This window comes from Desulfobacter sp. (assembly GCA_028768525.1).
Classification (GTDB): Bacteria; Desulfobacterota; Desulfobacteria; order Desulfobacterales; family Desulfobacteraceae; genus Desulfobacter.
The window spans coordinates 5,953,520-5,968,145 of the sequence record CP054837.1 but is presented as its reverse complement, the minus strand read 5'-3'; the positions used below and the strand labels follow the sequence as shown (position 1 = coordinate 5,968,145).

Annotated in this window: 14 protein-coding genes and 1 tRNA gene; 5 read left to right on the top strand and 10 right to left on the bottom strand. The window is 50.9% G+C overall.

The features are described from left to right. Positions 1–77 precede the first annotated feature (77 nt). The 3 genes from HUN04_26385 to HUN04_26375 form a co-directional block, all read right to left on the bottom strand. Positions 78–548: a hypothetical protein gene (locus HUN04_26385; GenBank protein ID WDP93052.1), complete on the bottom strand. Its 471-nt coding sequence runs from the start codon at positions 546–548 to the stop codon at positions 78–80. Positions 549–710: 162 nt separating this feature from the next. Beyond that, positions 711–786, bottom strand: a tRNA-Phe gene (locus tag HUN04_26380). A gap of 68 nt (positions 787–854) precedes the next feature. Further along, positions 855–1,601, bottom strand: a complete 747-nt coding sequence (locus tag HUN04_26375) for a 16S rRNA (uracil(1498)-N(3))-methyltransferase (protein ID WDP93051.1) — start codon at positions 1,599–1,601, stop codon at positions 855–857. 249 nt (positions 1,602–1,850) lie between these two features. Here HUN04_26375 and maf point away from each other — a divergent pair, with 249 nt between their 5' ends. The 3 genes from maf to HUN04_26360 are packed head-to-tail and all read left to right on the top strand — an operon-like array spanning position 1,851 to position 3,685. Continuing rightward, positions 1,851–2,444, top strand: coding sequence for a septum formation protein Maf (gene maf / locus HUN04_26370; protein ID WDP93050.1), 594 nt, complete (start codon positions 1,851–1,853; stop codon positions 2,442–2,444). A 12-nt stretch (positions 2,445–2,456) separates the two neighbouring features. Then, entirely contained in the window at positions 2,457–3,146 is a 690-nt protein-coding gene (locus HUN04_26365) for a YggS family pyridoxal phosphate-dependent enzyme (protein ID WDP93049.1), read from the top strand. After that, the gene (locus HUN04_26360; GenBank protein ID WDP93048.1) at positions 3,143–3,685 is read left to right on the top strand and encodes an epoxyqueuosine reductase QueH; all 543 of its coding nucleotides are present in this window, start codon (positions 3,143–3,145) and stop codon (positions 3,683–3,685) included. Before HUN04_26365 ends, HUN04_26360 begins: the two co-directional genes overlap by 4 nt. A 58-nt stretch (positions 3,686–3,743) precedes the next feature. On the opposite strand, the gene pilB is transcribed toward HUN04_26360, so the two are convergent. From pilB to HUN04_26345, 3 genes are read right to left on the bottom strand one after another with little or no spacing between them, the layout of a single operon-like run. Further along, positions 3,744–5,969, bottom strand: coding sequence for a type IV-A pilus assembly ATPase PilB (gene pilB, locus HUN04_26355; GenBank protein ID WDP93047.1), 2,226 nt, complete (start codon positions 5,967–5,969; stop codon positions 3,744–3,746). A gap of 39 nt (positions 5,970–6,008) precedes the next feature. After that, positions 6,009–6,236, bottom strand: a complete 228-nt coding sequence (locus HUN04_26350; protein WDP93046.1) for a hypothetical protein — start codon at positions 6,234–6,236, stop codon at positions 6,009–6,011. 5 nt (positions 6,237–6,241) lie between these two features. Next, a complete protein-coding gene (locus tag HUN04_26345; protein ID WDP93045.1) occupies positions 6,242–8,083 on the bottom strand; it encodes an ABC-F family ATP-binding cassette domain-containing protein in 1,842 nt (613 codons plus the stop codon). Between the two features lie 184 nt (positions 8,084–8,267). On the opposite strand from HUN04_26345, the gene HUN04_26340 reads away from it, so the two are divergent. Further along, on the top strand, positions 8,268–10,979 hold the full coding sequence (locus HUN04_26340; GenBank protein ID WDP93044.1) for a pyruvate, phosphate dikinase: 2,712 nt from the start codon (positions 8,268–8,270) through the stop codon (positions 10,977–10,979). A gap of 105 nt (positions 10,980–11,084) precedes the next feature. Here HUN04_26340 and HUN04_26335 read toward each other — a convergent pair whose 3' ends face one another. The 3 genes from HUN04_26335 to HUN04_26325 form a co-directional block, all read right to left on the bottom strand. Next, entirely contained in the window at positions 11,085–11,474 is a 390-nt protein-coding gene (locus HUN04_26335; protein ID WDP93416.1) for a hypothetical protein, read from the bottom strand. Between the two features lie 40 nt (positions 11,475–11,514). Further along, positions 11,515–12,324 (bottom strand): response regulator, encoded by an 810-nt coding sequence (locus HUN04_26330; GenBank protein ID WDP93043.1) that lies wholly within the window; start codon positions 12,322–12,324, stop codon positions 11,515–11,517. A gap of 78 nt (positions 12,325–12,402) precedes the next feature. Then, positions 12,403–12,792: a hypothetical protein gene (locus HUN04_26325; GenBank protein WDP93415.1), complete on the bottom strand. Its 390-nt coding sequence runs from the start codon at positions 12,790–12,792 to the stop codon at positions 12,403–12,405. A gap of 46 nt (positions 12,793–12,838) precedes the next feature. On the opposite strand from HUN04_26325, the gene HUN04_26320 reads away from it, so the two are divergent. Further along, the gene (locus tag HUN04_26320; protein ID WDP93042.1) at positions 12,839–13,636 is read left to right on the top strand and encodes a protein-glutamate O-methyltransferase CheR; all 798 of its coding nucleotides are present in this window, start codon (positions 12,839–12,841) and stop codon (positions 13,634–13,636) included. Positions 13,637–13,712: 76 nt separating this feature from the next. Here the strand turns inward: HUN04_26320 and HUN04_26315 are convergent, their stop codons facing one another. Next, positions 13,713–14,564 (bottom strand): kinase/pyrophosphorylase, encoded by an 852-nt coding sequence (locus HUN04_26315; protein WDP93041.1) that lies wholly within the window; start codon positions 14,562–14,564, stop codon positions 13,713–13,715. Positions 14,565–14,626: the final 62 nt, after the last annotated feature.

The window sequence follows — 14,626 nt, the reverse complement described above, 5'->3', positions numbered from 1 at the left end:
CCGTATTAATGAAAAAGGGGATTGCATCAATCCCCATAATTTAAATCTGCTTAAATTATTCCTTATAATGGCCTGACTTATGACCTGCCGATGTCGTCAAGATCCTTTTGCAGTCCAGCCTTGATATCGACAATTTCCTTTTGAATCACCTTTTCCATGACCTCAAAGAGAATGGTCTCAATGGTCTGGGAAAATTTCTTTTCTATCACCCGCTCCAGGGCAGCCTCAATATCTTCCCGTTTCAGGGCAGACAGATCCTCACCGGAAATCTGCTCATCAGGTGCCGGGGCGGGAACCGGGGTCTCCGATGTCTCATCGGTGCCGGCGTCTCCGTCCAGGCTTAATTCTTCCTCCGGGCCGATTTCCACGTCTTCCCCTCCGCCCTCAATCTCCAAAGCCTCGAAATCAGGTTGGTCCGCCTCGCCTTGCTCGGTTTCATCCAAGGGGGCCATGTCCGTGAGTTCAATTATTTCCTGGTCTTCCTCCGGCGATGACGCGTCTGTAACCAAATCGGTCAGTTCGATAATATCATCATTGTTTTGAACCATAATTCCCTCACTTTACTCTTCAATAGCTGTAAACGCTGTTTTTATGAGATTCGAAAATCTATCAAAGCCGGATAAAAGTGTCAACAGAATATAGGGGTTGGACCGGGGCACCCCTAAAATAAAAAAAGCTTCCGGCAATGGACCGGAAGCTTGATTTATCGATGGTGCCCAGGAACAGAATTGAACTGCTGACACGGGGATTTTCAGTCCCCTGCTCTACCGACTGAGCTACCTGGGCTTTTTAAAAACAACGCAAAATTTATATGCCTTTTAAAGAACGAAGTCAAGCAAAAAATTAGCAAATTATTACCCTCTTTCAGCCCCTCCCATATCCCCCAAAAGATATTGGACAATCCCGGCTGCGCAGACGGCCGCAGTTTCAGCCCGGAGGATTCTCGGCCCCAGAGAATAAGCGGCAAAGCCGTTGCCGTTGGCCACTTCAATCTCCTGTACATCAAATCCGCCTTCAGGGCCGATGAGCACGGCAGCACTGTGCGATTCAGCGTAATGGATCCGGCTCAGCGGCAGCCCCCCTTCCTCCCAAAATGCGATTTTATGGGAATGGCCTTTGACGAGATCCAGCATTTCGTCAAAGGGCACAGGGGCCAGAATTTCCACCAGGCGGCTTCTGCGGCATTGTTTCAAGGATTCCACTGCAATTGACTGCCACCGTTCCATCTGCCTTTTTTCCTTTTTGGGATTAGCGCGGGGGACCGAGCGGGCTGAATAAAAAGGAATCCACCGGGTGATACCAAGCTGGGTGGCCTGTTTAATAATTTCATCCATTTTTTTATGCTTCAGCATGGCCGTACACAGGGTCAGTTCCAAGGCAGATTCGGATTGCGAGGGCCCTTCTTCCTCCACTTCGACCTCGATACGGTCCGGACTGACAGAGTCAATTTTGCCGGTAAAATCCCGGCCCCGGCCATCGGTCATTGACAGGGGATCACCGATTTTTAACCGGAGCACCCTGCAGATATGGCGGGCATCCTGTCCGGAAATACGAACCTGCTGCCCGGATTCAGTGGCGTCGGAGACAATAAATTTTTGCATACTCATCTTCCTTCCATGATCAAAAAGATTCGACACTATAATATATCACCCCGCAACCCACAAGGTCAGTTCCGTTTCAAACCAGTGCGCCCCCTTCCATGGCAGATAACGTCCAGCCGGTATAAGCGGCCATAAATCCCCCACCGGGCACCCCGGAAAGGCAGATCGTCCATATATCCTAGGATTTTATCAGCTTCCTGGTATTGCTGCATCTGTTCTTAGCAGTTAAATTATGGTAAATAGGGGGCCATGGAAATTATCAATACAGAAAAAATCATATTGGCATCCGGCTCCCCCAGGAGAAAAGAACTGATGCAGACTGCAGGCCTGGTATTCGATATCATTCCTGCGGATATTGACGAATCATCAATCCCCTTTAACGGGGATCCCGGTGCCTATGTGCAGAACCTGTCCGCCAGAAAGGCGGAAGCAATCGCAATGAACCACCCCAATGCCTGGACCGTTGGTGCGGACACCATTGTGGTGGCAGACAACACCATTCTGGGCAAACCCCGTGACAAAAACGACGCGGTGGCCATGCTGACGGCACTTTCCGGCAGAAACCATTCGGTTTTCACCGGGTTCAGCGTTATCCGCCCCGCCGGAGACATCTCCTTCACCCAGTCCGTAGAAACCATTGTGACATTCAAACCCCTGTCCCGGGAAGAAATCCTCTGGTACGCCGGCACACAAGAGCCCTATGACAAGGCCGGCGGCTACGGCATCCAAGGCATCGGGTCCTTTATGGTACAGGAGATCGCAGGTTCCTATTCCAATGTTGTGGGCCTGCCCGTTTGCGAACTGATTCAGACCCTGGCCCAGCTCAGGGTAATTCAATTTTAAGGACCGGTATCCATGCAGATTCAGAACAATATCAAAGCCATTGAGGCGAAAATCCGGCAGCACGCCCAAGACTGCGGCAGAAACCCGGATGCAATAACCCTTATCGGGGTCAGCAAACGAAAGCCTGCCGCATTGATCCGCAAGGCAATAGAGGCCGGCCATGGGAACTTCGGTGAAAATTATATTCAGGAAGCCATGGAAAAAATAGATGAAATCGGCCGGAATGCGGCCACCTGGCATTTTATTGGCCACCTTCAGTCCAACAAAGCCAAATTCGCTGTTAAATACTTTGACCTCATCCACACCGTGGACAAGGTGAAACGGGCCAGGGAAATCAATAAACAGGCGGCCAAGATCGGCAAGGTTCAGGAGATCCTGATCCAGATCAATATTGCCGAGGAAGAAACCAAGTCCGGGGCCGGTGCCGAAGAGGCACTTGAACTGGCCCGGCAAATCAGCAGTTTTGATAATCTATCCGTCAAAGGACTGATGTGCATGCCTCCTTTTTTTACAGACCCGGAAGAGGCAAGGCCCTATTTCAGAGCCGTAAAGCAGATCAGCCTGGATATAAAAAATGAAAACCTGTCCAATGTGACCATGGATCACCTCTCCATGGGGATGAGCAACGATTTTGGCGTAGCCATTGAAGAAGGGGCCACCCTGGTACGGGTGGGCACCGCAATTTTCGGGAGCCGGGATTGAAAGTATTATTGCACACCTGCTGCGGCCCATGCACCATTTATCCGCTCCAGGTGCTAAGGGAGAAGGGTATGGATGTCATGGGATATTTCTACCGCCACAACATTCATCCATTTACGGAATGCCTGCGCCGGGAAGAAACCCTGAGGGAATATGCCGAAGATGTTGGGCTGAAAATGGTATGGCAAAAGGGGTATGAGCTGGAGGAGTTCTTGCGTTCCGTGGCTTTCAGGGAAAAGAACCGGTGCAGGTACTGCTACCATGCCCGCCTCAAAGCGGCAGCCCTGGTGGCCAAAAAAGGAAAATTCAAAGGATTCACCACCACCCTGCTCTATTCAAAATTCCAGAATCACCGGGCCATTATTGAAACCGGGGAAGCCCTGGGCAGGCAATACGGTCTGGAATTCATATACCACGATTTCAGGGAAGGCTGGAAACAGGGAATTGAGACATCCAAAGCCAGGGGCATGTACCGCCAACAATACTGCGGATGTATTTACAGCGAAAAAGACCGGTACTACAACGAAAAACAGAACCATTAGGCCGTCGAATGACAATTGCCTGATGGTTCTGTTCTTTTGACTGTTCTATTCCACCGGCCTAGTTGGCGGCTTTGCGTTTACGGATCTGGTTGTAAATGGTGACAATCTTTTTATCTGCGGCGTGGAGACGGTCTGCCAGCACAGAGAATAGATGTTGTGCCACTTCCGGATATTTTTCAATGATCTCTCCCAGCTTGTCCCCGGGGAACCGTTTTACCTTGGCCCGCCCCTTGGAGATAATGGAGGCCGACCTGGGATCGCCGGTGATGGCTGACATTTCCCCGAAATAATCCCCGGGTTGTGAAATTTCGGCGATCATCTTCCCGCCCTTTACGACATATACCGATCCCTGGACCAATTTGAAAAAATCAATATCCGTGTTGCCTTCCCGGATGATGACATCCTTGTCCTCGTACTGTTCGACATCGGGGTTCACCAGGTAGGCCGGCAGTGCTTCTTTGGTGATGGTGGTTTTCTTGAGCACCTCGTCCAGGGAGGTTTCAGAGGATTTGATTTTCACCAGCCCCGCATCCCTCAGGGTGATCATGCCTTCGGAAACGGCGACCTTTCGAAGCTGGTCTTCGGGGACCTCCGCCGAAATGGCCTTGCCGACCTCATCTGTCACCTCCATCAACTCGTAAAGCCCCACCCTGCCCTTGTAGCCGGTACCATTGCAATGGGCACAGCCCTTGGGGCCGTAAATGGTGAGATCATCAATCTCATCCTTGTTGAATCCGTACATCTCCAGGTCCTGCGGATTGTGGCCGGTGACCACCTGTTTGCACTCAGGACAAAGGCGGCGGGCCAGGCGCTGGGAGAGGACCATGGTAACCGAAGATGCCAGCATGTAGGAAGGGATACCAATGTCAGCCAGACGGCCGATGGTCGAGGGGCAGTCGTTGGTATGAAGGGTGGCAAAGACCAGATGGCCGGTCATAGCCGCTTTGATGGCGATTTCTGCGGTATCAATATCCCGGATCTCGCCCACCATGATGATATCCGGATCCTGGCGGAGAAAGGCTTTGAGGGCGGCGGCAAAGGTCATGCCCACCTCCTCTTTCACAGGCACCTGGTTGATCCCTTTAAAGTTGAACTCCACCGGATCTTCGGCGGTAAGAATCTTTATATCATCCTTGTTGAGCCGGTTCAAAATGGAGTACAGGGTTGTTGTTTTACCCGAACCTGTGGGCCCTGTAACCAGAAGCAGTCCGTAGGGCCTGTTGATACAGCGTTTGAGCATCTCAAAGGTGCCGTGCTCAAACCCCAGCCGGGTCAGATCAATGCTCAGGGCGCTCTGGTCAAGAATACGCATAACAATACTCTCGCCGAAGAGCGTGGGCAGGGTGGACACCCGGAAATCCACAGATTTTTTCTTACCGAATTTGAGCTTTATCCGCCCGTCCTGGGGGACTCTTCGTTCAGCAATATCCAGGGAAGCCAGGATTTTAATCCTGGAGATGACTGCGTTTTTAATGGACAGGGGCAGGTTCATGGCCTTGTACATCCCGCCGTCCAAACGATATCGTACCTGGAAGGACTTTTCAAAGGGTTCGATGTGGATATCCGACACCCCGTCGTTAATGGCCTTGGTCAGAATGCCGTTAACCAGCTTGATGATGGGCGCATCCGAGGCCATGAACTCGTCCTTGCCGTCATCCATGTCCGCAGCACTGACCTCGACTTCCTCAGCCGCCTCAGACACGAGTGATCCAAAGTCGTCCACCGAGGTAACAGGCTCTTCATCTTCCACATCATCTTCAAAATGCAGAAAACTCTTATATTCATCGTCGGATATCTTATAGAAATCCCTGTAGGACTGTATGATGTCGTTTTCAGTGGCAACCTTAACCTGGATATTCTTTCCGGTTGCCTTACCCAGGGCTTCCACCGCTTCGGTATCCGTTGGTTCGGCCATGGCGACCACAAGGTCATCGCCGGATACTTTTAAGGGAAATACCAGATCTGTTTTGGCGGTCTCGTAGGGCAGAGCCTCCATTGCCGCCTTATCGCCCTTGATTTGGGAGAACCTTACAACACTGTAATTGTAGAGCCGGCCCAGCACATTGACAATGGTATCCGGATCAATATATCCTTTGCTCAGCAGGATACTGGAGAGGCGTTCCTGGGTCTTTTTATGGGTCGCCAGGGCTTCATTAAGCTGGATACTGGTAATCTGCCCCTCTTTGGACAGAATTTCACCTATTCGGGTCTTTCCGGCACCGGACTGGTCCTTAATTGTGGATTTAAGGCTGGAACCGGTTTTTGTCTTTACACCATTAGCCATAGTCAATCTCGACGTAATTCCCGGCGATGGGGCACGGGATTAGCGATCCTGGTCCTTTTTTTTGTAATTTTTAACAATCCTGATGCCGCCGGCAAGTACCAGAAGGAAACCCAGGAAATAAAAACAGAAGGTGACCGCACCGATTTTATTCTTAAAAAAATCAATGGTCTCCACCTGGCTGACGACCTCGGGAATCCTGAAAAACACACCAATACCAACAGCAATCAAAATAATCCCATAATAAAATGTAAATGTACGTTTGTCCATCCTAATTAGCACCTTTCTAATTCCGACATTTGCCGGTTAAAATCCTGTTCCACAGATTCTGCAAGTTCACTTTTCTCTTCAAGACGCTCAAAGAACGCCTCGATCTCAGACTCCAGCCCTGCAAGGGCCTTGGACAATTCCTGAATTTTGTTTCCGTCCTGGCGTTCCGAGGCCGCCATCAAGTCCCTATTCACGGCAGCCACCCGCTCCTCCCTGGCTTCAATTTGATCTTCCAGTCTTGAAATCTCCTTTTTTAAAGGAGACAATTTTTTGGACTTGGCCGCCACCAGTTCGGATTTCTTCTTTTTCAGTTCTTTTCTGGACAGCTTGGGCTCCCTGGACTTTTTTGCAGGCAATGCGCCTTCATCCTCCCATCCTTCCTTATCAAGGAATTCCTGGTAGGTTCCCTCAAACACATCAATGCCGTCTTCCTTAAACACCACAAGCCGGTTGGCCAATGCATGGAGAAACATTTCGTTATGGGTGACCAGCACCACAGCCCCTTCAAAGTGGTTCAATGCGGCCACAAAGGCATCACAGGCTTCAATATCCAGATGGTTTGACGGCTCGTCCAGCAGCAGAAGGTTTAACGGGCGGATCAACAGCTTGCCCAGCATCACCCTTGCCTTTTCCCCCCCTGACAGAACAGATATTTTTTTTAGCGCCGCATCCTGCTCGAACATCATAGCGCCGCAGATATTCCTGGCCGCCTGGCGTTCCGTGTCTGGATTGGAATGGAGCAGTTCCTCTTCTATGGTGAATGAAGGGTTCAAGGACTGGACATTGGTCTGCTCAAAATAGCCGTGTTCTACCCCCGGATTGTTTTTTATCCATCCGGCATCCGGTGCCATGGTCTGGTTGAGCAATTTAAGCAGGGTGGTTTTACCCTTACCGTTCTTTCCGATCACGGCCAGTCGGTCACCTGGATAGACCGTCAGGGAAAAGTCCCGGATCAGCGGGGCCGTTTTTTCATACCCAAAGGTCAGATCCTTGGCCGTAATTACCTGCTTTCCCGAAAAGGGCAGGCTGTTAAAACTGAAATCCAAATTTTTCAACTCGGCCAGCTTGTCCTTGGTTTCCAGTTTGGACAGGGTTTTTATCCGGGACTGGACCATGTTGGCCAGCCGGGCCTTGGCACGGAACCGTGTAATGAACTGCTCAATTTCCTTCTTGCGCTTGGCCTCATTCTGGCGGGTTTTTTCATAGATCTCCTCATCCTGGGCAACCTGGAGGTAGTATTTCTCGGTGTTGCCCTGGATCTTACGCATTTTCTTTCGGTGGACGCCCACCACATGGGTGACCACATTGTCCATGAACCCCCTGTCATGGGTCACCAGGAGCACTTCCCTGGGCCAGGAAATCAAAAACCTGGAAATCCATCTTATGGAGGTAATGTCCAAATAGTTGGTGGGTTCGTCCAAAATGAGCAGATCCGGCTCGGAAACCAAAACCTTAGCCAGGTTCAGGCGGACCTGATAACCGCCTGAAAATGCCATGGGATCCTTTTGCATGGCTGTATTGGAAAATCCCAGACCGGCCAGAATCTTTTCAGCCTTCCAGAAGTGGTCCCGCTCATGCTCGGGAAGCCCCATCATGGCTTCTTCCAATACCGTGTTTTTTTCAAACTTTATATGCTGGGACAACACCCCCATGCGGTACCCGCTTGGAACCGAAATTCGTCCTTCGTCGGGATGGTCCAGCCCAGCGATCATATTGAGCAGGGTGGTTTTTCCGTGTCCGTTGCGGCCCACAAGCCCCACACGTTCTCCGGGATTGATCTGCATCCCCGTATCATCGAACAGGATCTGGTCCCCAAAGCCTTTGGATATGGATTCTATATTCAGCATCTGCCTATACGCTTTATGGTTATTTGCCCGGTACGCTCAACACACCGGCAATAAGTAAAAACGGAATCATACCACCGGACGGATGAATTATAAATACAAGATTTTGCTTGACTTGATTTTTCCTGGGCTTTAATAAACTGTTTTTAACCCTTTCCTTTTAATTACTATCGATATAGAGGATAAAATGACCCAATATATTTTTGAGTTCGGTCCCGAAAAGACTGATGGGGACGCCTCCCAGAAAGATCTCCTGGGCGGCAAAGGCGCCAATCTTGCCGAAATGGCCAGACTCGGCCTTCCGGTTCCACCCGGCTTTACCATTTCAACTGAGTGCTGCAACCATTACTTTGATCTCAACGGTCATTTTCCCGACACCCTTGAAGCCGAAACCATGACCGCCATGGTAAATATTGAAAAACAAACCGGTATGGGGTTCGGCGATCCTGCCAACCCCCTGCTCATCTCCTGCCGGTCCGGGGCCAGAAGCTCCATGCCCGGCATGATGGAAACCATCCTCAATGTAGGCCTGTGCTCAACCACCATCCCGGGGTTGATCCAGAAAACCGGCAATGAATGGTTTGTATACGACGCCTACCGCCGGCTAATCATGATGTATTCCGATGTGGTCATGGAAAAAGCCGAACAAATAAAACCGGAAGACGGCATGGGCATCCGGCTCAACCTTGAGATGATGATGAACAATCTCAAGAATGACAAAGGCTATGACAATGACACGGATATTACCACAGAGGACATGAAAGCCCTGTGCGACCGGTTTAAAAAAAGGATCCGGGAATATCTGAATGTGGATTTCCCCGACGATCCCAGGGAACAGCTCATGGGCGCCATCGGTGCCGTATTTAAAAGCTGGAACGGCAAAAGGGCCGTTTCCTACCGCCGCATCGAACATATCCCGGACAACTGGGGCACGGCCGTCAATGTCCAGGCCATGGTTTTCGGCAATATGGGGGACACCTCTGCCACAGGCGTGGCCTTTACCCGCGATCCGGCAACTGGGGATAATAAATTTTACGGGGAATGGCTGGTCAACGCCCAGGGCGAAGATGTGGTGGCCGGCATCCGGACTCCCAACCCCCTGAACAACGACACTAAAAACGCCCAGAACAAGCACCTGCCTTCGCTGGAAGAGGCCATGCCTGAATTATACAATCAGCTTTTTGATATCCGCAACATGCTGGAAGCCCATTACAGTGACATGCAGGATATTGAATTCACCATCCAGGAGGGGCGCCTCTACATGCTTCAATGCCGGGTCGGGAAACGCACGGCTACAGCGGCCCTGAACATGGCCATGGACATGCTGGAAGAAGGGACCATTGACGAAAAAACCATGGTCTGCCGCCTTGATCCCAAAATCCTGGACGATCTGCTCCACCCCATTGTGGACCCTGCAGAAGAGAACTCTGCCGTTCAGATCGCCGAAGGACTGCCTGCAGGTCCCGGAGGGGCCTGGGGACAGATAGTGTTCACGGCTGAAGATGCGGTACGATGGGCCAAGGCCGATAAAAAAGTGATTCTGGTCCGGGAGGAAACCAACCCGGAGGACATTGAAGGCATGCGGGCCGCAGCCGCCATTCTCACCGCCCGGGGAGGCATGACCTCCCATGCAGCCCTTGTGGCACGGGGCTGGGGCAAATGCTGCATCGTGGGGGCCGGCGCCCTGAAAATCGATTTTGAAACCAAGGAACTCCGGGTGGGTACCCGGGTGTTTAAAGAAGGGGATTACTTCACCCTCAACGGCACCAAAGGGGTGGTTTACGATGGGCGGCTTAAAATGAAGGACGCGTCTGAAAACCCCAAATTCCAGAAATTCATGGCCATCGCGGACAAATACAGGACCATGGGGGTCAGAACCAATGCCGACACCCCGGACGATGCCAGAACCGCGGTTGAATTCGGTGCCGAAGGCATCGGACTATTCCGTACCGAGCATATGTTCTACGGGTCCGACTCCGACCGGCCCCTCTTTTTGCTGCGGAAGATGATTCTGAGCAAAACCCTGGAAGAACGCCGGGAAGCCCTGGACGAACTGTTTCCCTTCGTGAAAAAGGAAATCGGCGCCACCCTATCGGTCATGGACAATATGCCTGTAACCATGCGGCTGCTGGACCCCCCGCTCCATGAATTTGTGCCCCAGGCCGAAGAAAACCAGCGGGAAATCGCAGAGGCCCTGAGAATCGATATTGAAGAAGTGGAAAACAGAAGCGAACACCTCATGGAGTCCAACCCCATGATCGGGCACCGGGGGGTGCGGCTCGGCATTACCTATCCTGAAATCACCCATATGCAGGTCAAGGCCATTTTCGAGGCCTGTGCAGAACTGATCCAGGAAGGCAAAAATCCCCAACCGGAAATCATGGTGCCGGTAACCTGCAATGAAAAAGAACTGGCATTCACAAAAAAAATCGTCACCCAATGCCATGATGACGCCCTGGCCAAGTACGGAATGGAAGCCATCCCCCATATGTTCGGCACCATGATTGAAATTCCCAGGGCAGCCCTCATTGCTGACAAGATGGCCGATTACGCTGAATTTTTCTCCTTTGGCACCAACGATTTGACCCAGATGACATTCGGTTTTTCCAGGGACGACATCGGCTCCTTCATGAACGATTACATCGATAACGCCATCCTCAACTCCGACCCCTTTGAAACCCTGGATCAGGAAGCCGTGGGCAGCCTCATCACAACTGCCGTAGAACGGGGCAGAATCACCCGGCCCGGAATCAAACTGGGCATCTGCGGCGAACATGGCGGAGATCCCGAATCTGTGGCATTCTGCCACAAGGCCGGACTCACCTATGTCTCCTGTTCTCCCTATCGGGTGCCCATTGCCCGGCTGGCAGCGGCCCAGGCCGCAATTCTCACCCCTTAGATTTCAGGGGCGACAGAGGCCGTAAATAAAAAAAAGAGGCGGTTCCGGCATATATTCCGGAACCGCCCCTTATTCTTGTTCTATTTTTTTTGTCCTATACTCTAATTAATCCAGATCAATCCAGTACCGGGTCCAGGGACACCGCTCCATATACGGGAACCGGAATAATTCAGACGCAAGGATGGAAAACGTCTTTTTCCTTATGGTGTAATAACTGACCTTCTCCCGGCCCGCCACCGGCTCGACCCCCACAGCCACATACAGGGTCCGGTAGCCGCCGTCCACAAAACACTGGACCGCTCCGCATAGAATTTTCATACCGGATTCCGGACGGATGTCATGGAGACTGACCATGGTAATGGTGAATGGTTTTCCTTTGAAATGATCAGCAGCATCGGTGCGGGTCAGCTCGCAGGTGATGAAATTTTTAAAGCCGGCCGCATATTTGTCATACTCATTATCTTCCGCCTTGACCGGGCCGGTACAGGCCAGCATCAGAAGTATCCCAATGGAAATCAATTTCAGGGGCTGCATATTATCCGTTTACCTTCACAGGCTTGACCAATTGATTGATGGTTTTTTGCAGATCGTCCAGAACCACCGGCTTGATTGTCACGCTGCCGGCACCTGAAAACTTGGACAGGAATCGCTCCTTGAGCGGATCATTATTGTACCCGGTTTCAACCAGGATGGGGATCTGATAGTCAATTTTAAGCAGATTGTCGATGAACTGATCTGCTGCCATGCCCTGGATGTCATGATTGGTGATGATCATCTTAAATTTTTCCGGCTGAACCTTGAACACCTCCAGGGCCTGTCCGCCGTCCCTTGATACCATGGCGTTATACCCCATGCGTGTAATCACCGAGGCAATCAAACCGCTCCGCTTCATGTTCCTGTCAATGACCATGACATTCTGGTTACCGAAAATGGTACGTATCTGCTTGGGTTTTTCCTTTGTTTTAGTTCCTTTTTGCTCCCCTGTGCCCGGCGTCCACTTTTTCCCGTTAAAAGGATGGACCCGGGTAACCTCTATCTTAAATACACGGGACCCCACAAAATCGTCGTTTTTTTCATCCGGCACCTGGACCATGAAACGTTTGTCCCTGGAAATATACTGTCTCAACCACTTGCGGTATTCCTGGGAGTCGCCGGAAAGTATCAGCAGCTTGGGGCCGGCATCGGATCGGACTTGAAGGGTATGATAAATCTTTGGACGGTGTGAAAAAGGGACCTCGGTCTCTTTATAGTTTTCCTCCACAAAGGTCACCATGAAGTCCCTGGCCGGACATGGAGATGTACTCATTAGAAAAAATACAGTCAAAAGCAGATAAATCAGTCTCATGGGTTTTCCCGGTAAAAATTTGCGTCTATCAGATTATCGGCAGCTATTGCCTCTTTCTTAACGGCCCGGGCGCAAATTTTAAAGCAGCAGCCATGAAAGGATAATGAGTATCAAATAAAGAACACCCAAAATAACAATGGGTTTCCTATGGTCTGTATGCCGGCGCGCCCTGAAAAGAGATAGACCTAAACCGGCCGTGGTGGCAGCCAGTCCGGCCCCGGCAATGTAAACCAGGTACCGAATAAAGGTTTTGTCCCAGTAGGTACGCAGATTCAGCTGGTAAAACTTGTCGAAAAAGGTTTCGAATTCGGGCTGTGCCCTGTGAAATACCAGTAAAAACACCATGAGGCCGGCCCAGGCCAGATAATTCACCCAGATAAAAAGCCTGGCCCAGAAATCCGCCGACTCTCTCCGATCAACCCTGTTGGGCCCGTCTTGAGCGCCTCCTGCCCTGCCCTGCTTTCCCATTGTTTTTCTATTTACATCCATTGGCGCTTTATATTATGATTTCTCCATGAATTCCATACTTCTCTCAAAGAAAGAGTTCAGTGAATTACAGCAGATGGTATATGCCATATCCGGAATCAACCTGCACGAAGGCAAACTTGAGTTATTAAAATCCAAAATTGCCAAACGGATGAGGGTGACTAAAAAATCCTTTGGGGAATACCTTGCCTACCTGCGTAACAGTGAACATGAGGTGATCGAGTTCATTGACACGGTCACCACCAACCACTCTTTTTTTTTCAGGGAAAACAAGAGCATATCCCATATTGTCAGCCAGCTGGCGGCGGAACCCGATGCACGGAGGCGGGAATTCAAAATCTGGTGCGCCGCCTGCTCCACCGGTGATGAACCCTATTCCATAGCGGTTCAGATGGCTGCCCTTGGCCTTGACTTTTCCATCAAGGCCACGGACATTTCCCACTCGGTCCTGGCCACGGCAAACCGGGGAATTTACAGGAATGACAAACTCAAAAACGTCCCCCTGCCCCTGCTCCACCGGTATTTCCAAAAGGGCTCGGGCAAATACAAGGGCTTTGTCCGGGTCAAAAAAGAAATTGCCTCCAGGGTTGTTTTTGAGCGGTTCAACCTTGTCACCGACCCGCCGTCTTCAGACCTGTTTGATGCGATTTCATGCAGAAACGTAATGATCTATTTTGATCTGCCCACCAGCGAAAAAGTGGTAAACAAGCTCTACGGGTGCGTCCGCCCCAGGGGATTCTTTGCCATCGGAAATGCCGAAAGCCTGATGAATCTGAATCACAGGTTTAAATCCATATCCAAGATCCCCAGCCTCTACGTCAAATAATATCCCAGCGCTGATCCCCCTCATTTTTCGGTGGTCAAGCGGGCACCGCTCTGCCAGGCGCCGCCCCTCTTTTTTCTTAACTCGGGAAATGGGCGTCCGCCTTAAACCGCCGGGTGATCATCTCAGCAATCTCTTCCGCACTGGTCTCAATGGGCTTGTTGCTGACGTTGATCATGGAAAAACCCTTGGTAATATAGTACCGCTGTGCATTGCGGATTTCTTCTTCGATTTCCTCCCGGCCGGAATAGGCGTAGATATCATTTGCACCAAGGCTTTCCTGGCGCATTTTCCTGTGGGCCAAAAGCTGCTCGCAGTTGATATTCAGCGCAATCACACGACGCCGGTCCACATGGTCCAGGGTCATGGGCATGGGCACTCCCGGCACATAGGGGATATTGGCCACTTTCCACCCCATGACCCCCATGTACATGGACAATGGGGTTTTTCCTGCCCTGGACAGCCCGACCAAAACAATTTCCGAATCGGTGAGGGAGTCGGGATTGAGGCCGTCGTCATGGGCCAGGGCAAAATCGATGGCAGAAACTTGCTGGAGATCCACCTGGTGGATTTCCCGGTAGAGGCCCGGGGTTTCAAGGGGGGGCTGGTCGAGAAAGGTTTCTATTTTTGAAATAATGGGCCCCATAAGATCGATGGTCACAATGTGGTTCTCAAGCCCCTTGCGGGTAAGGTACTTGCGAAGCTGGGCATTCACAATGGTATGAACAATGAGGCTTTCAATATCTTTTACCTTGTCGATAAGTTCGTCCACCTGGCTTTCTGTTCTGATATGGGGCATTTTTACCACGGTGATATCCGAATCCGGAAATTGAACCAGGGTGGATTCCACCAGGTGGAAGGCATTGATGCCTTCCCCGCAGGAGGCAATGTAAATCATCTGAAACTTATTGGGTATAAGCTGGTCTATCATTAAATAAGGCCTTTATCACGTCAATGTTTTAAGTTATAAAATTAAGGTCATACATAAAGTGT

What these genes read in the sequence shown, in the direction of transcription:
- HUN04_26385 (WDP93052.1), bottom strand. Translation starts at nt 548, where the DNA reads ATGGTTCAAAACAATGATGATATTATCGAACTGACCGATTTGGTTACA.
- HUN04_26375 (WDP93051.1), bottom strand. Translation starts at nt 1,601, where the DNA reads ATGCAAAAATTTATTGTCTCCGACGCCACTGAATCCGGGCAGCAGGTT.
- maf (WDP93050.1), top strand. Translation starts at nt 1,851, where the DNA reads ATGGAAATTATCAATACAGAAAAAATCATATTGGCATCCGGCTCCCCC.
- HUN04_26365 (WDP93049.1), top strand. Translation starts at nt 2,457, where the DNA reads ATGCAGATTCAGAACAATATCAAAGCCATTGAGGCGAAAATCCGGCAG.
- pilB (WDP93047.1), bottom strand. Translation starts at nt 5,969, where the DNA reads ATGGCTAATGGTGTAAAGACAAAAACCGGTTCCAGCCTTAAATCCACA.
- HUN04_26350 (WDP93046.1), bottom strand. Translation starts at nt 6,236, where the DNA reads ATGGACAAACGTACATTTACATTTTATTATGGGATTATTTTGATTGCT.
- HUN04_26345 (WDP93045.1), bottom strand. Translation starts at nt 8,083, where the DNA reads ATGCTGAATATAGAATCCATATCCAAAGGCTTTGGGGACCAGATCCTG.
- HUN04_26340 (WDP93044.1), top strand. Translation starts at nt 8,268, where the DNA reads ATGACCCAATATATTTTTGAGTTCGGTCCCGAAAAGACTGATGGGGAC.
- HUN04_26335 (WDP93416.1), bottom strand. Translation starts at nt 11,474, where the DNA reads ATGCTGGCCTGTACCGGCCCGGTCAAGGCGGAAGATAATGAGTATGAC.
- HUN04_26330 (WDP93043.1), bottom strand. Translation starts at nt 12,324, where the DNA reads ATGAGACTGATTTATCTGCTTTTGACTGTATTTTTTCTAATGAGTACA.
- HUN04_26325 (WDP93415.1), bottom strand. Translation starts at nt 12,792, where the DNA reads ATGGGAAAGCAGGGCAGGGCAGGAGGCGCTCAAGACGGGCCCAACAGG.
- HUN04_26320 (WDP93042.1), top strand. Translation starts at nt 12,839, where the DNA reads ATGAATTCCATACTTCTCTCAAAGAAAGAGTTCAGTGAATTACAGCAG.
- HUN04_26315 (WDP93041.1), bottom strand. Translation starts at nt 14,564, where the DNA reads ATGATAGACCAGCTTATACCCAATAAGTTTCAGATGATTTACATTGCC.